Below are 21,720 nucleotides of genomic sequence, written 5' to 3'. Positions count from 1 at the left end.
CAGCTAGTAATTGCCTGATAGTTAGAGTCATGATTAAACCTACATATTTTTTTAGGGTGGTAGATACAAGTCCTTAATTCAACTGAGATTAAATTATAATGCCTGTTAGCTTTAAACAAGCGAATTAAGAGCATTTCTTCATTAGAGGTTGACTCTCAGTCCAAATAATGTGGAAGCCCTTGGCATAGTAGCTGTTTAATCGCCATCCTTCAATCGACACCATTCACTATACGATAACGATGCCGCCGAGCTTAATATAAAAACTCATGCTAATTGCCGACAATCGGCAGAGTGATATGTACCGTTGTTTCCTTTTGATAGATACTGGTAATTGAGAACTCTCCTCCTGCCTGTTCGACAATTTTCTTGACAATTTTTAAGCCGATACCGATGCCCTGTTGCTCATAAGTCTTGCGCTCAAACTGCATGAAAGCACCGATTTTAGCAATTTGCTCTTCTGTCATGCCCCGCCCTGAGTCATGTACAGATAAATTCAGCATCTTTCCTACAACTTTACTACTAACTTTAATGGTTGTCCCTGGTGAGGAGAATTTCAGCGCATTATCAACTAATTGATAGACAATCGTTGATAGATATCGGTCTGATAGAGCGATCTCCGCTTCCTCAAGTGCCAACACGAGATCGTTGTTACGGTTGACGCTCTCAGCCTGGGATTTCAACGCGGCTTCAATGGCGGAAGCTGAAAATTGAGTCTGGGCAGATTCGATCTTGTGCTGGCGACTTGCGGATAGTTCTAATTCTAAATAAATCAGGAATTTTTTCGTTAATTTTTCTAGGCGACGGGCCGATGAATCGGCCCAGCCTAACATCTCACGGATTTCGGCGATATCCATGTCTTCGAGATCGTCCTTGAGCAACCCGATCGTGCCTAAGATGCCATTGAGGGGCGTATTCAGTTCGTGGGACAGACTAGAAGCTAAGTTGCCACGCAGTTCATTGAGGGTGCTTTCCAAAACATTGACGGTATTTTCTTGGATGTGGTATAAGTTCTGGATATTATCATACTGTTGCTTGATTCTGAGCATTGAATGTACGCGGGCACGCAGTTCAATTCCATTCAGAGGTTTACTAATAAAGTCGTCTGCGCCGGCGGTTAGACACTTGGCAAGATCCGATTTTGAGCTTAATGCCGTTACCATAATGATTGGAACAGCTTTCCATTTTGACATCGCTTTGATTTGCCGACAAACTTCGATCCCGTCTATTCCTGGCATCATCACATCGAGTAAAATTATATCGGGCTTAAATAAATCTAGAGATGCGATCGCATCTTGACCATTAGCAGCGTAATACAATTCATACTCCTGCTCTGATAACAACGTTTCAAGTACATCAAAGTTATCAGGCTCATCATCAACAATTAAGATAGAGAATTGAGACATGGTTGTAACCCGTGCAATAATGTAGAAAATTTTATGGGTTTAGGTGATACTTTTTAGCTGTGCTGCCAAAGTGATTTCAAAAATGCTTCCTTGCGGTTGGTTGCTTCTAATATCAATTCCGGTTGCACTCCTCCGGAATAGTTGACTGTTGAATCGGGGTCGAAAAACTGAATGGTTGAGTGTTAACTGTTGACTCTATTTTATGATTCCGATGCAACCGGAAACGAGATGACAGAAATTTCTCCATGTGCCTCAACGACCATTTTGCAAAAGGCTAAACCCAATTTATTTGAGATAAATCCTTTCAATTTCAGCCCCCGCCAAGGGTTTAGAAAATAAATAACCCTGTCCAAATTCACAGCCGAGTTGTTGGAGGCACTGAAGTTGCTGAGTCGTTTCTATGCCTTCGGCAATGACGGCAAGTTCGAGTTGATTACTCAGAGTAATAATAGTGTTGACGACTTGATAGTTGCGATTTCCTGCTTGGATCTGATTGACAAAAGAGCGATCGATTTTGAGGTTATCCACTGGAAAACAGTGCAAATAACCCAGGGAAGAATACCCCGTGCCAAAGTCATCAATGCTGATCTGAATTTGCCGCGATCGCAATTGTTCAGTCAGCGCGATCGCCTTCTGAGCATTGTCCACGATCGCGCTTTCGGTAATTTCCAGTTTCAGGAGAGCGGGATTGACAGCGGTTTCTGCCAAAACCCGATCGATATCAGCCAAGAGGGTGGGACAAGTAAATTGCCGCACAGAAAGGTTTACGCTCATGGTTAACTGCGTCCAGCCCCGTTGCTGCCATGCACGCAGTTGCTGACACGCCTGCTTCAACACCAGCATCCCGACTGGTACAATCAGCCCTGTTTCCTCCATGCAGGGGATAAATTCTCCTGGTAAAACCATGTCTCGATCCGGATGTTGCCAGCGTACCAGTGCTTCAAATCCAACGACGTTTTGGGTTTGAAGATTCACAATCGGCTGGTAGTAGGTGACAAACTCTTGATATTTCAGGGCTCGCTGCAAATCATTTTCCAGCGTCAGGCGGTTCAGCATTGCCAAAGACATCTGGCGATCGAAGATTTGATAGCAGCCTTTACCTCGAAGTTTAGCTTTGTACATTGCCGTATCAGCATCTTGCAAGGGTTCTTCCGGTTTTTGATAAACACTACTGCCTAGAGCAATGCCGATACAAGCAGTCATAAAGAGTTCACAATCGGCAACCACAAACGATGTGTCAAAGCCCCGTAGAATAGCTTGGATAAATGGTTCAAGGGCGATCGCATCATCAATTTGGTGCAGCAAAAAGCAAAACTCATCCTCACCCATACGCGCTAACACGTCGCCGGGGCGCAGATGATGCTGCAACCGTTCTGCGATGGCGATCAGCAATTGATTGCCAATAGCGTAGCCAAAGGAACCATTCACCAGTTTGAACCGATCGCAGTCTAGATAAACCACCGCAAAGGAGGATTCCCCAGCTTGTAAAACCTCAGCCAACTTCTGAAGTAAGAAAGTCCGACTGGGTAGCGTTGTGAGCGCATCCTGAAAAATCATGGTTTGCAACTGGGCGGTTCGCTGTTGCACCGTTGCTTCTAATCGGGCATTGAAGGTTACTAATTCCTGATATTGTCGGTGGATGCGTAACATCGATCGCACCCTTGCTGTTAACTCCAACCGATTCACGGGCTTGCTGATAAAGTCATCCGCCCCAGCCGTCAAACATCTTGCGAGCTCAGTTTTGGTTGTCAGGGCGGTTACCATAACGATCGGCACAGCTTCCCATTTGGGCATAGCTTTAATGCGTTGACAAACTTCAATGCCATCCATCCCTGGCATCATCACATCCAGCAAAATCACATCTGGCTCAAAGAGGTTTAAGGAATCGATCGCTTCTTGCCCGCTGGCAGCGTAATGCAATTGATAGTCTCGATTGTTCAAGAGGGTTTCAAGCACATCAAAGTTATGGGGTTCGTCGTCAATGACCAAAACAGATGGTACATTCATGAGTTATCTTCCTGGGAAGCTAAAAGCTGTTGAATGGTGCCTGCTAACTGCTTCAGCTTAACGGGTTTACTAAGGTAATCATTAGCTCCGGCGGCAAGGCAACGCTCGCGATCGCCCGTCATGGCTAAGGCAGTTAGGGCAACGATCGGCACATCGACTAAGCTAGGATCGAGGCGAATCTGCTGCATAGCTTCTAGACCATCCATACCAGGCATTTGAATGTCCATCAGAATTAGATTGGGGTTTTCCGACTGGGCCAGGGCGATCGCCTCCTCTCCATTCTTAGCCAAAAGAATGCGATAGCCTTTAGCTCTCAGGTAGCTCGAAACCGTACTGATATTGGCTTCGTTGTCTTCGGCCAGCAAAATTAAGGGAGAGCCTCCCTGTTCGGGCTCGCTGGGTTCGATGCGGGGCTCGGTCTGGGATTCCAGGTCACGAGAGGATGGCGCACCAGCAGTGCAGGGAAGGTCGATCGCAAAGCAACTTCCTACACCCACCTCGCTAGTGAGCAACACCTGCCCGCCGTGGAGTTCGACAATGCGTTTCACCAGGGCAAGCCCCAAGCCTGTCCCCTGATATTGGCGGTTCAGGGCGCTATCGATTTGGATAAAGGGCTGAAACAGTTTGTTGATATGTTCTGGGGCAATACCGATGCCCGTATCGATGACAGCAATTCGCAGAATCTCTTTGACCAAAAAATGGGGTCGGGAACCGGCAGAATCTGGGTCTGCCTGGCGCTGTTGACGGCTGACTTCTAGGGTGATGCGTCCTCCTTCTGGGGTGAATTTGACGGCGTTGTTGAGCAGGTTAATTAATACTTGGCGGATGCGCCGTTCATCTATCAATAAGTCGGGCAGATTGAGTTGCAGTTTAATCTCTAGCTGGATGCGTTTTTGCAGGGCTTGTTGTGTGACAAATACCAGACTGGATTGACAGATATGATTGACAGAAACTGGGGTGCAATCCAGATCCATTTGACCCGATTCAATTTTGGCGACATCCAAAATGTCGTTGATTAATTGTAGTAAGTGAAAGCCACTGCGCTCGATGGTTTGTAAAGCTTTAATTTGTCGTTCGTTGACGATGCCAAAGACTTGCTCTTGTAGCCCCTCGCTCATGCCCAGAATTGCATTGAGGGGAGTGCGGAGTTCGTGGCTCATATTGGCGAGGAATTCGTCTTTGAGCCTTGTAGCGCGGATTAATTCTTCATTGGAAATGCCTAGTTGGGCGTTCGTTTCGGTCAGTTGGGCTTCTGCCCGTTGACGTTCGGCTAATTCTGTCTGTAATTGCTCAAAAAGATTAGACTGCTGAATGGCGATCGCTAATTGGTTAGCCGTTTGTTTAAATAAATTAATTTCCCAATCTTCCCACTGGCGCGGACGATCGCAGTGATGGGCGATCAGTAATCCCCACAGAGTTTGATTCAGAATAATTGGAACTACAAGTTTAGCTCTGACATTTATGGATTCGAGGAATTCAATCAAGCAGGGTAAGACTGACTGGTTTTCATCTTCGCGATCGCTGAGGGCATAAACTCTTCCTTGGATATAGCGATCGTAGTTCTCTTGTGGGAAAACTTCTTCAGGAAAGACGATATCCAGAATACGCGGCCATTGTGGCAAAACAGATTCCGCAATGGCAGCCCCCGTCCCTCCCGGAAACACGCGATAGACTAGCACTCGATCTGATTGCAAAACCTGATGGATTTCCTCAACAGTGACATTGAGAATCTCGTTCAGGTTCAGAGATGACCGCATCCTGTGAGTAATCGATCCCAGCAAGCGTTCCTGTTTTGCCTGTTGTTCCAATTTCAGTTCGGCTTGTTTGCGATCGGTGATATCCGATAAAACTCCCTGGATATAAATCACTACTCCTTCAGCATTTTTAATAGCTGTGATGCTGGTTCTCACCCAAACATAATTACCATTGTTGTGGTGATGTCGGAACTCAGAATGACTTGAGTTTTGAGAAAAATTGACATTCTGCTCATAATCACTATGCACGAATAGGATATCGTCTGGATGCACCAGGTCTATAAACGGCTTACCAATCCATTCACTATCTTCCCAGCCAAAAACATTCTTGAATTGCGGTGAGAGATAAGTGATAATGCCATCTTTATCAGATGACCAAATCACATCTTTACCTCCTTCTATTAGCCGCCGGAATTTACCTTCACTCTCTGCTAATTGAGCCTCAATCTGTTTGCGATCGGTAATGTCTTGGATCAAGGCCAGTATATAAATCAGTCCGTCGTTGCTCGATAGGATTGAGGCAGCAATGGCGATAGTGCGTTTCTGCCCATCTTTACGCTGGATTTCCCTTTCCTGGGCAATAAAGCTTTCGCCTTCTTGTATCTGTCTGAGGTTGGCGATCGCCTGTTCTTGAGCTTCTGAATCCGGGTAAAGACTTTGATGCCAACCCAAGTGGTTGATTTCTTCTAAGCTGTAGCCCGTAATCGCTTGCATTTGCTGATTCCAGACTGTGAAGCGGAGAAAGGGAAACTGCTCAACTTCATGGAAAACGCACAGCCCTTCTGCCATGTTTTCTACAATTTGTTGACGGAAAGTATTTTCCTGCTGGAGAGTTGCTTGAGCCAATTTGCGGGCGGTAATGTCGAAGCGAATTGCTAGATACTGGAAAGGCCGCCTTTGTTCGTCCAGAAAGGGGACGATGGTGCTGGCAAGCCAGTACAGGCTACCGTTCTTCGTCCGATTGCAAATTTCACCGCGCCAAATCTGACCGCTGGTAATGATGCGCCATAGGTCTTGGAAAAAAGCGGGGGGATGGTAGCCAGAGTTGACAATGCGATGGGTTTGACCGAGCAGTTCATCGCGGGAGTAGCCAGAGATGTCGCAAAAGCGATCGTTAGCGTAGGTAATAACCCCTTGAGCATTGGTGATGGCGACAATCGCGGAATGATCGAGGGCGAGTTTGAAAGCGGATAGTTCTTGAATTAACTGCTGCCGTTCGAGTTCAGCTTGTTTGCGATCGCTAATATCAAAGTTGATCCCGATCATGCTCTGGGGATTGCCTTGGGCATCTGGCACCACCACTCCAGAGGCTTTAATAAAGCGGATGCTGCCATCGGGATGCAGCACCCGAAACTCGGTATCGTATTCTGCCTGTCCTAAGATGGCTTGCTGGAGCAATGTTTCGGTGGAGATGCGGTCATCGGGATGTAGCCCGCTTGCCCAAATGTCGTAGACCACACGGGAATCAGATTGTTTTGTGACACCATAAAGTTCGTACATCCGCTCATCCCAGATGATGATGTTGTGTACAAGGTCCCATTGCCAACAGCCGATCGCCCCAGATTTGAGGGACAAGGCGAGGCGCTTGGATAGTTTCTGTAGTTCGGCTTCGGCTTGTTTGCGATCGGTAATATCAAAATTGATCCCAATCATGCTCTGGGGATTGCCCTGGGCATCTCGCACCACCACTCCATTGGCTTTAAGAAAGCGGATGCTACCATCGGGATGCAACACCCGATACTCGGTATCGTATTCTGCCTGTCCTAAAACGGCTTGCTGGAGCAATGTTTCGGTAGGGTTGCGGTCATTGGGATGTAGCGTATTTACCCAAATGTCGTAGGCCACAAAGGAATCAGATGGTTTCGTGACACCAAATAGTTCGTACATCCGCTCATCCCCAAGGAGGGTGTTTTGTGCAATGTCCCATTCCCAACAACCGATCGCCCCAGATTTGAGGGACAACGCGAGGCGATCCGATAGTTTTTGTAGTTCTGCTTCGGCTTGTTTGCGATCGGTAATATCAAAGTTGATCCCTATCATGGTAAGGCGATGGTCTGGGGCATTTTTCACCACCCTTCCATAGGCTTTAATAAAGTGGATGCTGCCATCAGGATGCAGGCTCCGATACTCGGTATCGTATTCTGCCTTTCCCAAGACAGCTTGGTGAAGCAATGTTTCAGTGGAGATGCGATCGTCGGGATGTAGTAGCTCGTTTACCCAAGTATCATAGGCTATACGGGAATTAGATGGTTTCGTGAGACCAAACATTTCGTATATCCGCTCATCCCCAAGGATGGTGTTCTGTGCAATGTCCCATTCCCAACAACCGATCGCCCCAGATTTGAGGGACAAGGCGAGACGATCTGATAGTTTCTGTAGTTCTGCTGCGGTTCGTTTGCGATCGGTAATATCTTTGGCGATGCCTAAAAAGCCGATAATTTCCTGATTAGTACCTTTGAGGGCAGTGATGGATAGCGAAATAGGAAATCGAGAGCCATCTTTGCGGATATAGCTCCACTCTTCTTCGCTGACAAGGCCTTGGCGTGCTTTGGCAACAAAAACCTCAAAGCTGGGAGGGACTTCTTGCCCCAATTCGACAGATAGGGAGACTGCTCGGTCAATTACCTCTTGGAGATCGTGAATGAGTGCAGGTGTGGCAATGCCGACCATTTCTGCGGCACTGTAACCCAGCATCCATTCGGCTCCGGCATTAAAGGTTTGGATGATACCAGTTGGGTCGATGGAGATGATGGAGTAATCAGCACCATCGAGGATAGCGCGTTGCAGGCTGTTGACTTGCCAAAGCTCTTGGGTGCGTTCTGCGACTTTTGCTTCTAGCTGTTGATTGAGTTGGTACAGTTGTCGCTCGGCCTTTTTAAGTTCAGTCAAATCCGTATTGGTACCGGAAATCCTAACGGGAGTGCCGCGATCGTTCCGCAAAATAAAACCACGCGAAATGACTGGAACATAATGTTCTTGTTTGTGCAGCAAACGAAACTCGACCTCGTAAGACTCAATACCATTTGTGATTTGTTGTTGCAGAAACTGATTGACCCGATCTAAATCATCAGGGTGTATCCGTTGCTGCCATAGATCGGGCGCACCCTCAAGTTCTCCAGGCTCATACCCTAAAATCCCCCACCAACGGGGAGAGTAGTAAATGTTGTTTTCACTTAGATTCCAATCCCACCAACCGTCATTGGAGCCTTTTAAAACTAAGCTTAATTGTTCCTGAGAACGGATTAGGGCTTCTTTGGCCTGCTTGCGATCGCTAATGTCTCGAATCATAAACAGGGCTTCATCTTCGCTGCTTTTGACAACTCTGACCTCTTCATCTTGCAGGCGATCGCCAATCTGCACCTGTTGTTCATAAATTTGCAGTTCTCCTGTGCGTAAGGCTTGCTCTAGGTAATGTAGATGTCGAGTCGCAATCTCTGCTGGCACAACATCCACCATCGCCAAACCAGCAGTATCGAAATCTGCGGGGAGAAAGTCGATCTCACGACTGGCTGTCACGCCCCCCCGATAAATACCATCGGCACCGATGCGAAACATGAAGTCGGGAATTGCTGCTAATATGGCTCGGTTTTGGGCTTCGCTTTTTTGTAATGCCTGTTCCGATCGCTTGCGAGCGCTAATATCCCGAGCAATTTTTGATGCGCCAACGATCTTTCCAGTCCCATCTTTAATAGGAGAAACCGTAAACGAAATATCCATTAACTTTCCATCTTTGTTTTGTCGCACAGTTTCATAATGAGTAACGGCTTCTCCTTGCTGAATTTTTTCCAGAATGGATGATTCCTCATTCCTGAGTTCAGTGGGCCTCAGTAGGAGTATCGATTGACCGATGACTTCCTGAGCCTGATAACCAAATAGTTTTTCTGCCCCTGCGTTCCAGCTAACGATCGCGCCATCTAAAGTTTTACTGATGATGGCCTCGGCAGACGACTCGACAATAGCTGCCAGTTGAGACAGGGCGAGTTCTGTTTGCTTGCGATCGCTAATATCTGTAATCGTCCCTACATAGCCGACTACTTGCCCCTCTGCATCGAGTTCGGCAACAGACTGCCCATAGACCCAAGTTACCCCACCGTCGGGACGTTGAAAGCGGTATTCGAGTTGGAAGGGACGATTTTCTTCGATAGATTGCTGCCATTCGGTGGCGCTCGCGACGAGATCGTCGGGGTGTAGCCCTTGTCGCCATCCTTCTCTGGCAGCGGTTTTGGGCGTGAGTCCGCTGATATGACACCAGCGATCGTTAACATAGATGCAGTTGCCCGCAGCATCGGTGCGAAAAATCCCCACAGGAGCGGCTTCCACCAGGGTAGCGTAGCGTTCTTCGCTCTCAAGCAGGCAGGCTTCAGCTTGTTTGCGATCGGTAATATCTGTAACTGTGCCCAAATACCCCACTACTTGCCCCTCTGCATCGCGTTCGGCGACGGACTGCACATAGACCCACCTCACCACACCGTCGGGACGTAGAAAGCGAAATTCGAGCTGAAAAGGCTGTTGGTATTGAATAAATTGCTCCCATTCGGCCCTGACCCAATCGCGATCGTCGGGGTGTAGCGCTTGTTGCCATCCCTTTCCAATCATGGCTTCTGGTGTGATTCCGGTGATCTCACAGCCGCGATCGTTGATATACGTGCATAGCCCCGCAGCGTCGGTGCGAAAAATCCCCACTGGAGCAGCAGCAGCAAGGGTAGCATAGAGTTGTTCGCTCTCAAGCAGTGTGGCTTCGATCCGCTGTCGCTTTACCAGTTCCTCCTGCAATTTTTGGTGGGTGGTGGCTTGTTGAAGGGCGATCGCTAGATGCACTGATAAGGCTTGCAGCAGTTCTACTTCTTCAGGTTGCCACTCGCGGGCGTGTTGGCTTTCGCTGGCATTGAGCAAGCCCCACAACTCATCGCCACAGAGCAGGGGCACGACAATTTTGGCTCGTGTCTGGAGGCGGATCAGCAGATTCCTGTGACAGTCTGACATTTTGGTTGTGTAGATATCCGGTACGACGCGAATCCGCCCCTGGCGATAAATCTCAGCCTGATCTTGCTTAAAGCAGGTATCCTTAATCCGTTCGCCCACCAGAGACAGGGGCGAGTCGGTGGACTCTGCTACAGCAATGGTTTGCCAATCGGCTTCAAACTGCCAAATATTGACGCGATCGCAGCCGAGCACTTGCCGCACCTGCTGTACAGTCGTATCCAAAATCGTTTGCAGGCTTAGGGACGAGCGAATTTGGGTGGCCACATCTGCGACTAATTTCTCTCGCCCGGCCTTAGCTTTGAGGGCGATCGTCCGGGCTTCAACTTGCTGCTCTATGAGACTTTCCAGCATTTGAATTTTCTCCGCCTCTAGGCGCACCACTTTCTCTTCCAACTTCTGGGCCAGCTTGTAGAGTTCCAGGGGGTTGAGGGCTTGTAGCAAACTAATCTGGGTGACGATGCCTAATAGTTCTCCTTGCTCGCCTGTCACCGCCAACCGCCGGATCGATCGCTGCTCCATCATCTGCTGCACAGTCCAGAGCGAATCGTCGGGTTTCACGGCAAAAATCGGTGTACTCATTACCGCCTGAGCTAGACAGGTTTCCAGCTTCAAGCCCAATGTCTGAAATTGCACAATATCCCGCTCGGTGACAATCCCCACTGGAATTTGTAGCGGTTCAGTAGAGATTCCGCCTGGGTGTACAATCATCACGGAACTGACGCGATGCTCTGCCATAAGTTGGGCGATCGCCAGCATGGAACTATCTGGTGTAGCACAAATGACCTCACTCGTCATCACTTCAGATACCAGCCGCAACCGCAAGATATCTACAGGGCGAGAGGTTTCCCGCAGACTTTCATGAGTCACGAGCCCCACGAGCCGATCGTGCTCATCTAGGATGGGCAAATGGCCAATGTGATACTGCTGGAGCAAACTAATCGCCAAAAATAAATCGGTAAAGGCAGACTCGTGCAGGGTGACGACTGGATGGAGCATCACCTCCCGAATCGCCAAATTCTCTAACGAACGCTGCTGAGCACTCAGGCGTACTACGTCTCGCTCTGTCAAAATACCGAGCAACTGCCTGTCTTCCATTATCAATACGCAGCTTGACCGTATATCTAGATGGAGTTCATCCCGTTGCCCATCCACAGTTTTGGTGGCATCACAGATAGCTCGCACGCCGCTCATTTGGGCGATCGCATCCATCACCGGTGTATCGGGTGAAACCACCAAGGGCTCCCGGACGATCGCAGACCTGAGTTCTAGTGGGGTGAGAGCCGTAGTACGAATGAACATGGGTTTATAGGGTTAGGATCTGTATCACTAAATCTCTGCACATCTGGTCAATTTGCGTAGGTTTATGTATAATCGTAGCCGTTTTTCCCATGAACTGGTGTTAAGTAAGTAGGCAGGAAAGTTTATAAGTATGTAACGGAATATTAGGAGGCGTGATTCGAGTTAAATTTTATCCGCTGTGTGCTGTAGTTTCCTCTTTCTCCTCTAGTTTCCACTGCCGGAATGACGGCTTAGTTCAGTGTTCTAGCTCGTTCTCAAACATTTTTCCCGCTACTTCATCTTTTTTAATGTGTTGCCACTCCAATTCAATTGGGTTCATTTCTGAACAATATGTGGGCAAGAACAAGATGTATCAACCTTAATCGAGCGCCTATATATTGAGTTACCTTAGTAGATATATTTTTTATATTTACTTATTTTAACATAGTTGTTTTTTTTTGCACCGACTTACTTAGGTTTTTTTATTAACCGCAGAGAGCGCAGAGAGCGCAGAGAAAGAGAAGAGATAGAGAGATGGCTTTCTCTTTCAACCGCCGATTCTTCTCTTCTTTTCTCTATTCCTAATCGCTTTCCAGGATGCTTGCCAGCAAAGCTTGCTGAGCGTGCATCCGATTTTCTGCCTGATCCCAAACACGCGATTGACTGCCTTCAATTACTGCATCAGTAATCTCTTCATCTCGGTGTGCGGGCAAACAGTGCAATACAATTGCATTCTGATCTGCTAACTTCAGCAATTGTTCATTTACCTGATAGGGTTCAAACAAAGGAATCCTGATTTTTGCTTCCTCTTCCTGTCCCATACTCGCCCAAACATCAGTATAAATCACTTGAGCATTCTTCACAGCAGCTTCTGCGTCCGCCGTCACAGTAACTTCTGTTTTTCCATTAGCAATATTTTTAGCTTTTTCCACTATCTCAGCATTCGGCTGGAAATCTTGAGGGCAAGCAATTCTTACATTCATTCCCGTCATTGCACAGCCCAACATCAGCGAATTAGCCATATTATTGCCATCGCCCAAATAAGTCAAAGTCACCCCTTCCAACTTGCCAAAACACTCTTTTACTGTCATTAAATCCGCCAGCACTTGACATGGGTGCTCGTCATCTGTCAGCGCATTAATCACAGGAATTTTGGCATAGTTAGCAAAAGTTGCTAAATCCTTTTGCTCGAAAGTCCGAATCGCCAAAATGTCTAAATATCTGTCTAAAACCCTGGCTGTATCTACCAAAGGTTCACCGCGGCTGACTTGTGTAACGTTGGGATTAAGGTCAATCACTTGCCCTCCCAATTTATACATTGCAACTGTAAAACTCACCCGCGTTCGTGTCGAAGCTTTGGAAAATAACAAGCCGAGAACTTTATTGCGTTTCAGCTTTACCATTCCCGACTTTAAACTTGCTGCTAAATCGAGCAAATAATTCAATTCATCAATACTTAAATCTGCCAGACTTAATAAATCTCGTCCTTTTAAGGAATCCATGCTTTTCCCCACACACAAATTTTTAATGGTGTCTTAAATCTTAGCCCGCAGAGGCGGGTTTTGTTTTCGTTCCCGCTGGCGATCGACTTTTTGCAGTCCTGGACGCAATTATCACATTTTAACGACGCTGTATGGTGCGTCAGTCTTGAGGTTAGTACGAAAAATTCGGATTTTCTCAACTGACGCACCCTACTAATTGGGCCAGTTACCTCCGGGACTGTTTTTGTTCAAGTTGCGGGCAATTGCTCGATCGCCCGATCGATCGAATTGCAACCTTGTTCAACCGTTTCTACCACAGCCAACACGCCCCGCAATTCCCCAGCGCCGGGGAAACCCTTAGCATACCAGGTTAAGTGCTTGCGCGCTTGGCAAACACCGCTTTCACCTTTATATTCCCACAAAGCCCGCAAATGTTCTTTAGCACATTCGAGGCGTTCAATTGGTGTCGGAGCTATCTTTTCTTGACCAGTTTTCAAGAAATAATCAACTTCTCCCACCAAGAATGGATAGCCCAAAGTTCCCCGCGAACACATCACTCCATCAGCGCCGGTTTCTTCCAGACATCGCATCGCTGCTTCCACTGAAAAAATATCCCCGTTAGCAATAACTGGAATCGATAAAACTTCTTTCACTCGGCGAATCCACTCCCATTTTGCCGGGCCGGTGTAACCTTGCGATCGAGTGCGGCCGTGTACGGTAATCATTTTCGCACCCGCATCCTGCATCCGCTTAGCAAAATCCAAAATATTAATTTCACCATCCGTCCAACCGATGCGAGTTTTGACAGTGACAGGAACATCTACAGCTTGCACAACACTCCGCACAATTGCCTCGGCAGTTTCGGGAGCTCGCAGCAAGGAAGAACCGCCACCATTTTTAGTAATTTTGTTAACCGGACAGCCCATATTAATATCAACAGTATCCGCTCCTTCTGCCACTGCCTTCTGTGCCGCTTCTGCCAAAAAATCCGGGCGGCAGTCAAATAATTGAATGCTAATCGGGCGTTCATTCGGGTCAACTTCCATAATTCTCGGCAGTTGCTTCACGTAGTGCAAACCCGTAGCATTTACCATTTCGGTGTACATCATCGAATCCGGCGCGTAGCGGCGCACCAGGCGGCGAAATACCAAATCTGTAACGCCGGATAAGGGCGATTGCAGCACGCGGCTGTTCACTTCAAAATCGCCGATTTTCAGCGGAGTTGCTAATTTTTCTTTTAATTGGGGAGAGAGAGTAAGCATAGTCGATCGCACTTAAATTCTAATATCTGTATATTATACAACATTAAGTATTTATGCTTGAAAAAGTAAAAACTGAATACAAGCCGCACAAAAAATTCATTCTTTGTGGAACAGGCCGGAAAGCCTGCTAAGCGAGAATGGTGCAAAATGTGAGTTTTCCACTACAATTGGTGGATTCCCGATGACGCCGATCGAACATTAAAAAAATTGTAGAGAATTCCTATGGACGCCGCAGCACTCTGGCAACGCTACCAAGACTGGCTTTACTATCATTCTGGATTGGGACTTTACCTCGATATCAGCCGCATGGGGTTCGACGACGCGCTCTACGTCACAATGAAACCCAAATTTGAGAAAGCTTTCAAAGACATGGCAGCTTTGGAAGCAGGTGCGATCGCCAATCCCGACGAAAACCGCATGGTGGGCCACTACTGGCTGCGAAACCCCGATTTGGCTCCCACTCCAGAATTAAAACAAGAAATAGTCGAGACACTACAACAAATCGAAACATTTGTCAAGAAAGTTCAAAGCCGCGACATCAAACCGCCATTTGCTCCGCAATTTACCGATATAATCTCGATCGGCATCGGCGGTTCCGCCCTCGGCCCCCAATTTGTCTCCGAAGCTTTATCCCCAGACATTCCGCCCCTAGCAATTCATTTTATCGACAACACTGACCCGGCTGGGATCGATCGCATCCTCAACAAAATCAAAGACAAACTGGCCAGCACCCTAGTAATTACTATCTCAAAATCCGGCGGCACCCCCGAACCCCGCAACGGCACGATCGAAGTTCAAAAAGCCTTCGCCGCCCAAAAACTCGACTTTGCCAAACAAGCCATTGCCATTACCGGCACAGACAGCCAACTAGACAAATTAGCCAAGTCTGAAGGCTGGATTACCACCTTCCCGATGGCCGATTGGGTGGGAGGACGCACTTCGGAACTCTCAGCAGTCGGACTTTTACCAGCAGCTTTGCAAGGCATCGACATCCGGGCAATCCTCGACGGTGCTAAAGTCATGGACGAAGCTACCAGAAACCCTGAAATAAAAAACAATCCCGCCGCCCTGTTAGCAATGTCCTGGTACTTTGCCTGCAACGGACGCGGCGAAAAAGATATGGTAGTTTTGCCGTACAAAGATTCACTGCTATTGTTCAGCCGCTACTTGCAGCAATTAGTCATGGAATCGATCGGCAAAGAGCAAGATTTAGACGGCAACACAGTTCATCAAGGAATAGCAGTTTACGGCAACAAAGGCACCACCGACCAACACGCCTACGTCCAGCAACTGCGAGACGGCGTGCCGAATTTCTTCCTAACATTTATCGAAGTTTTAGAAGACAGGCAAGGCATTTCCCCAGAAGTAGAAATTGGCGTTACTTCAGGAGATTATTTGTCTGGTTTGTTGCAGGGAACACGACAAGCTTTGTACGAAAATCACCGAGATTCAATTACTCTGACAATACCGCAAGTAAACCCTCGGACGGTAGGAGCATTAATCGCCCTCTACGAAAGAGCAGTAGGTTTTTACGGTTCCTTAGTGAATGTCAATGCCTATCACCAACCGGGCGTGGAAGCAGGCAAAAAAGCGGCCGCTGCTGTGTTGGATTTGCAAAAACAGGTACTGCAAGTGCTCAAAGACGCCCAAAAACCTTTGTCTGTAGCAGAAATAGCCAAAAAAGCAGGAAGGCCAGAGCAAATCGAGACAATTTACAAAACTCTGCGGCATTTGGCAGCCAACGGGCGCGGCGTAGCTTTGGAGGGCAATTTCGCGCAGCCCGCCACTTTAACTACAAGTTATCAAGAAGGTTAACTAATTCGGCCCAATTCCCCATCCCTATTACAGGGTAGGGATGGATAGCCGGACGACAACGAAAGCTCCTCCGAGTTAGTATATAAATGGTTGCGACCCACCCACACGGCTGTCAACAAAGGTCACACTAGCAGTAATATGCTTACCACGGGTAACTAGCGTGAGAAAGGGGGAAAGATTGCGGTCACTGGCACGCCCATAGGCGGTAAGAAAGACACCAAACTGCGATGTACGGAAAACAATCAAACTGCCTTGGGAAGCAGGGCGGCTGCCTGGGTTCCTCATTAGAAGATAAAGCTGGAAACAGTAGAGAGGGAGAGTAAGACCATCACCGACTTGAGTGTCGGACTTGCAACTAATGTAAGTTCCTAACGTGGCATCTGCCAATGAGACAGGAAGCCCCATCCGCCATGCGGTGGGGTAATTCACCAGTAGAATTAATAATTAATTCCCCCCATGCCCTTGACAATTCTGGTTGCTGACGACGATTTTGCGACTCGCTTGTCGATTACCGATTATCTGGAAATTTCCGGCTACTCTGTAATCGCTGCTGAGAACGGCAAAGAAGCTTTGGGCTTGGTAGAGGAATTTGGGCCCCACTTGATTGTTACCGACATTACAATGCCCGAGATGGATGGCTACGAATTCGTGCGGCGAGTCCGGACTCGTCCGGCTTTCCGCTTGCTGCCGGTGATTTTTTTGACGGAACGGACAAGCACCGAGGAACGGATTCGCGGCTATCAGATGGGCTGCGACAATTATCTTGCTAAGCCTTTTGAACTCCAGGAATTGGGGGTAGTAATTCGCTCTTTGCTCGATCGCTACGCTCTGATCGCCCAGGCGCCCTCTCGCTCCCCCGAACCTGAACCGATGCCGACAGAGGGGCGCAACAGAGTCAAGAGCAAGGGAGAATTAGATTTTTTAAACCAAAAATCAGAAACGGGCGATCGCCCCTCTCTAAGCCTTAATGCTCCGAGTTTGACGCAGCGAGAGCAAGAAGTGCTAGATTTGCTGACAGAAGGTCTTTCTAATATTCAAATAGGCTCCAGGCTCCACCTCAGTCCTCGAACTGTCGAAAAGCACGTCAGCAGCTTGTTCAGAAAAACTGAAAGCAACAACCGAGCAGAACTGGTTCGCTTTGCGATGGAACACCATTTAGTCGGTAATTGGTAATTGGTAATTGTTAATTGGTAATTGTTAATTGTTCCTGATTTAGAACATACTCCAACAATCCCTCGCAGGCATCTAACAGCAAATCAATTACTCGATCGAATCCCTCCGGGCCACCGTAGTAGGGATCGGGCACTTCTTTAAGGTCGTATTTCCGGCAAAAATCGCACATTAACCGCACTTTATCTTTATATTTTCCCGAATTATCGAGAGCAAGAATATTCCGATAATTCTCCCGATCCATCGCCAGAATTAAATCAAAATTCTCAAAATCTTTCCTTTGAAATTGGCGCGCTTCTCCTAACAATTCAATTTCTCGCTTCCTCGCCGCCAATGCCATCCGCCTGTCAGGAGGGCTGCCAATGTGATAGCCAGCAGTTCCGGCAGAATCGCAGGTGATGCGATCGCCCAAACCGCCTTTTTCTATTAAGTGATTCATAATATTTTCTGCTGAGGGCGATCGGCAGATGTTTCCGAGGCAGACAAACAATAATTTAGTCATCAGTCAGTTGGCAGTTGGCGGTGGCTAGTTGGCAGTTGGCAGTGGCTAGTTGGCAGTTGGCAGATTTTAATCAACAGTCAACAGTTGGCAGTTACAAGATTTTAGTCAACAGTCAACAGCTAACATTCTAATGACTACTGACTGCTGACTACTGTCAACTGCCAACTGACTGATGACTGATGATTAACCGAAACCGGGGAGATTCAGTCCGCCGGTGAGTTCTTCCATTTTCTCCCGCATCGTCATCGTAGACTTAGCGTAAGCATCCTGCATCGCCACCGTGACGAGTTCAGAAACCACATCAGCACCTTCACCGAGGGCATCCGGCGAGATTTCCACCCGGCGGGGTTCTTGGTTGCCGCTGAGAAAAACCTTGACCAAGCCGCCGCCGGCAGTTCCCTCAATTTCCATTACATCCAACTCTTCTTGGAGCTTTTTAGCTCCTTCTTGAACCTGCTGAGCTTTTTTGAAAGCTTCAGTCAGTTCTTTCATTTTGCCCAGGCCGAAGCCAAATCCTTGTCCTGATTTTGTCATAGCTACTTTGCGATTGTGTGTGGGCTGGCAGTCTGCCGTTTCCTTATTACTTTAATAATGCCCTAGAAGGGAAACTCTCCCAGTATTCTAACTTCTGGCTCCAACAACAGCGACCACCGCTGCTCGACTTGCTGTTGAACGTGGCGGATCACTTGAAAAATATCATTGGCCGTTGCCGACCCGCAGTTAAGAATAAAATTAGCATGGCGCTGAGCTACTTGTGCCCCGCCGATCTGGTATCCCTTGAGTCCCGCTTGTTCGATAAACCAACCGGCCGTCTTCGGGCCGGGGTTGCGGAAGACTGAGCCGCAGCTCGGTAAGTGGTAAGGTTGAGTTGTCCGCCGCTGGCTGAAATGGGCATTAGTTTCTGCCATTACTTGCGATCGGTCGAATCCCGGCTGCAACTGGAAAGTCGCTTCTGTTACCAGCCGATCGCCCCCTTGCAGCCCCGAAGTCCGGTAGCGGTACTCCAACTTTTGGGGAGTCAGAATTTCCACCTTGCCACCTGGGGATAGGACGCGAGCATTTACCAGAATATCAGCAGTACAGCCCCTGTGAGCGCCTGCATTCATCACCACAGCCCCTCCCACTGTGCCCGGTATGCCAACTGCCCATTCGAGGCCTTTCCAGCCCCGTTTAGCCGCTAACCAAGCGAGGCGCGGAATTGACTCCCCCGCCCCCGCTGTAACTTGACCTGTTTCTGGATTAAAATTCACCTGTTTCAGGTAGCGAGTGCCGACGACCAAACCGGACAAACCCCGATCGCTCACCAACAAATTAGAACCCGCACCCAGCAGAGTCACCGGCACCCCTTCATCGTGTGCCCAGGCAAAACTCGCTTGCAAAGCCTCCATGCTGCGGGGAGCAATGTACCACTCGGCAGGGCCACCGACTCGGAAGGAAGTCAGGCCCGCCAGCGAAACTTGGGAGTTAATCTTGCAATCAGTTCCCCGCAAAGAAATAGGAGAATACACTCGCCGATTGTCCTTAACAGAGGAGTCATTCGAGATAGTCACCATCTTGAAAATCCTTAAAAATACCTGCGAAGAGAAGACGTGGTTGAAATTTCTATTTACCGGTGGTTGTGGCGCCCATCCCTGCGAGCCGCTCGAGTCAGCAGTGTCGGTACAACCTGCACCGCCGGGGGCTGTCGATCGACTCTTCTGGGCGAGCGAGCTAATCAGGGCGATCGGCTTGTTGATAAAAAGCCATAACCTCTGGAATAATCTGATTCAGATTGCCAGCTCCCAAAAACAGAGCCAAATCCCCCGGTTGCAGATTTTCGGTTAAAAACTTACTTACCGACTCCAGGGAAGCCCGAAACTCAACCTCTCGACCTTCTTTAGCAATCAAATCAGCAACCTGCTGCCCGCTAATCTCTCCTAAATTCCGTTCCCCAGCACTATAAATATCGCAAGCCACAACCAAGTCAGCATCCCCAAAAGATTGAGCAAATTCTGGCAAAAATGTCAGAGTCCGGCTGTAACGGTGGGGTTGAAAAATGGCAACCACTCTTCGGGATTTGGGATTTTTTTCGCTACCTTCGATACGCAAGCGAGCAGCCGCCAAGGTAACGCGAATTTCGCTAGGATGGTGGGCGTAGTCGTCCACAAACAGGATGTCATTGTGAAAACCCCGCACCTCAAAACGGCGGCGAGCTCCTTCAAAGCCAGCAATCGCTTTCGCAATCGCCGAAAACTCTAACCCCAACAATCGGCCCACCGCTACCGCAGCTAGTGCATTGCTGAGATTGTGTTTGCCTAGCAATTTCAACTCCATTTCCCCCAGGAAAGCTCCTCGCTCCCAAATGCCAGCCTTGGTGCTTTCTGCTCCGTACTCCACATCCGAAGCCGTGTAGTCAGCACCGCTGTCGGGCTGCAAGCTGTAGCTAACATTAGGTTCAAGGCAGTCTTTGACGATTTGGTCGTCAATGCAGCCCACCAAGGTTTGACAGTTTTGAGCAAACACCTTAAACGTGTCTATTACCTGGTCGAGGGTATCGTAATGGTCTGGATGATCCAGTTCCACATTTGTGACTACGCCAATTTTGGCTACCAGCTTGACGAGAGAACCGTCGGATTCATCAGCCTCGGCAACTAAGTAGGGGCCTTCTCCCAAACGGGCATTGCCTTCCCAAGCATTTACCTCGCCTCCTACCACAATTGTCGGGTCTAGACCCGCCACCATCAGCATGAAGCCGATTAAGCTGCTAGTAGTAGTTTTGCCGTGAGTCCCGGCTACGGCGATACTTTGATAATCTTGAATTAAGGCTGCCAACACATCCGATCGATGAAAAATCGGACAGCCCAAATCTAAAGCAGCTCGATATTCGGCATTTGCCGGGTGAATTGCCGTAGAACATACTACTTGAGGCAATCCCCCCATTGCTTGGGCGGCACAAGCGTTACCGTTCAATTTGAGAGCTTCGGCAGTCGCGACGGAAGTCCCTACCGTGCCAGCGACAGCCGAGGATACGGCCCCTTGCGGCCCGCAGTCGGGACTGCTACCGTTGAGGGTCGTTTGAAATACTTCAAAATTCCTGGCTTCTTGATGCCAAAAAATGTGAGCTCCCATTCCCTGCAAGCGCTCGGTTATGTGACTCGATTTAATGTCGGAGCCGTACACAGGCAACTTGCGTTTAGCTAGAATATAGGCAAGGGCTGACATCCCAATCCCACCAATGCCGATGAAATGAAATGGTCTACCGCTGAAATCAACAGAACTCGGCATCTTCGCTCCTCACACACCACACCACGCCAATAACACGCGATATCATATCAAGAATTGTTTTTTCAGGATACAGTTCGCTAGAGATTTTGTACAAAATTCTCTGCGCGTCCCTAGATTTGCGGGACTTGTAGAGATGTTTGTCTTGTATCCTATATGACTTAGTACCGAGTATTTTTCCGGAACCGTCACAGCTCGAAAATTGCAGGTCAGAGAGAATGGGGTCTGGGGTCTGGGCCAACAGACGAATTTTGGGCGGTTGCATATCTCCTGCATTCTTTCTATTTCTATCCGTCTGCTGTGCTGGGATACGGCAGCAAAAGCCCCACAATTTTTTTACCAAGATTGAGGGTAAAACCCATAAGGATTTACAAACACTACCACGTATGGTCAAACTTCGCTCGTTTTCTAGTCATTTCTCTACTTGTACGGTCATTTTTTCCCGAAGGTCATTCGATTTTAGATTTTAGATTTTGGATTTTGGAGGCGACCCCACTGATCGATTCAGGGCTTGAGGATTTTAGATTTTAGATTTTGGATTGATTCCACGGATAAATCACGTGGCGGGTACCATCAAGAAATTCGCTTGTCAGAGATTGATATCAATTCCGGTTGCACGAGCGACATGATTGTTGACTGTTTGCACATTTGAACGATACCGATGCAACCTGAAACGATATGACACGATCGCAAATATAGTATCTCTTCTCACTTAGTTATATATACAATCCGTTATGCAGTTAGTTGAAATAGGCGAAAAGCGATCGAGCTGATGGCTAAAAGCGTAAAAACATAAAATTTGGG

At 48.1% G+C, this 21,720-nt stretch carries 11 protein-coding genes; 2 read left to right on the top strand and 9 right to left on the bottom strand.

The window, feature by feature from the left end:
• Positions 1–269: 269 nt before the first annotated feature.
• The 5 genes from QUB70_RS07645 to dusB form a co-directional block, all read right to left on the bottom strand.
• Entirely contained in the window at positions 270–1,403 is a 1,134-nt protein-coding gene (locus QUB70_RS07645) for a hybrid sensor histidine kinase/response regulator (protein WP_332979403.1), read from the bottom strand.
• Between the two features lie 285 nt (positions 1,404–1,688).
• Entirely contained in the window at positions 1,689–3,410 is a 1,722-nt protein-coding gene (locus QUB70_RS07640) for a two-component system response regulator (protein WP_332979402.1), read from the bottom strand.
• Complete coding sequence (locus QUB70_RS07635; protein ID WP_332979400.1) at positions 3,407–11,446, bottom strand: PAS domain S-box protein; 8,040 nt, start codon at positions 11,444–11,446, stop codon at positions 3,407–3,409. The genes QUB70_RS07640 and QUB70_RS07635 overlap by 4 nt, the downstream gene beginning before the upstream one ends.
• A gap of 560 nt (positions 11,447–12,006) precedes the next feature.
• The gene (gene argF, locus QUB70_RS07630) at positions 12,007–12,927 is read right to left on the bottom strand and encodes an ornithine carbamoyltransferase (RefSeq protein WP_332979398.1); all 921 of its coding nucleotides are present in this window, start codon (positions 12,925–12,927) and stop codon (positions 12,007–12,009) included.
• A 227-nt stretch (positions 12,928–13,154) separates the two neighbouring features.
• Complete coding sequence (gene dusB / locus QUB70_RS07625) at positions 13,155–14,168, bottom strand: tRNA dihydrouridine synthase DusB (RefSeq protein WP_332979396.1); 1,014 nt, start codon at positions 14,166–14,168, stop codon at positions 13,155–13,157.
• Between the two features lie 222 nt (positions 14,169–14,390).
• Between dusB and QUB70_RS07620 the strand changes: the two genes are divergently transcribed.
• Together QUB70_RS07620 and QUB70_RS07615 are read left to right on the top strand one after the other, a co-directional pair.
• Entirely contained in the window at positions 14,391–15,983 is a 1,593-nt protein-coding gene (locus QUB70_RS07620) for a glucose-6-phosphate isomerase (RefSeq protein WP_332979395.1), read from the top strand.
• 456 nt (positions 15,984–16,439) lie between these two features.
• Positions 16,440–17,156, top strand: coding sequence for a response regulator transcription factor (locus QUB70_RS07615; RefSeq protein ID WP_332979392.1), 717 nt, complete (start codon positions 16,440–16,442; stop codon positions 17,154–17,156).
• Between the two features lie 10 nt (positions 17,157–17,166).
• Here the strand turns inward: QUB70_RS07615 and QUB70_RS07610 are convergent, their stop codons facing one another.
• The 4 genes from QUB70_RS07610 to murC all read right to left on the bottom strand — a co-directional run bounded on the left by QUB70_RS07610 (position 17,167) and on the right by murC (position 20,919).
• The gene (locus QUB70_RS07610) at positions 17,167–17,655 is read right to left on the bottom strand and encodes a low molecular weight protein-tyrosine-phosphatase (RefSeq protein ID WP_442927731.1); all 489 of its coding nucleotides are present in this window, start codon (positions 17,653–17,655) and stop codon (positions 17,167–17,169) included.
• Between the two features lie 183 nt (positions 17,656–17,838).
• A complete protein-coding gene (locus QUB70_RS07605) occupies positions 17,839–18,189 on the bottom strand; it encodes a YbaB/EbfC family nucleoid-associated protein (protein WP_006634273.1) in 351 nt (116 codons plus the stop codon).
• A 62-nt stretch (positions 18,190–18,251) separates the two neighbouring features.
• Positions 18,252–19,208: a UDP-N-acetylmuramate dehydrogenase gene (gene murB, locus QUB70_RS07600; RefSeq protein ID WP_332979390.1), complete on the bottom strand. Its 957-nt coding sequence runs from the start codon at positions 19,206–19,208 to the stop codon at positions 18,252–18,254.
• A gap of 157 nt (positions 19,209–19,365) precedes the next feature.
• Positions 19,366–20,919: a UDP-N-acetylmuramate--L-alanine ligase gene (gene murC, locus QUB70_RS07595; RefSeq protein WP_332979389.1), complete on the bottom strand. Its 1,554-nt coding sequence runs from the start codon at positions 20,917–20,919 to the stop codon at positions 19,366–19,368.
• Between the last annotated feature and the right edge of the window lie 801 nt (positions 20,920–21,720).

It is taken from the genome of Microcoleus sp. A003_D6 (genome assembly GCF_036702825.1).
GTDB lineage: Bacteria > Cyanobacteriota > Cyanobacteriia > Cyanobacteriales > Microcoleaceae > Microcoleus.
This window is presented reverse-complemented; position numbering and strand designations above follow the sequence as displayed.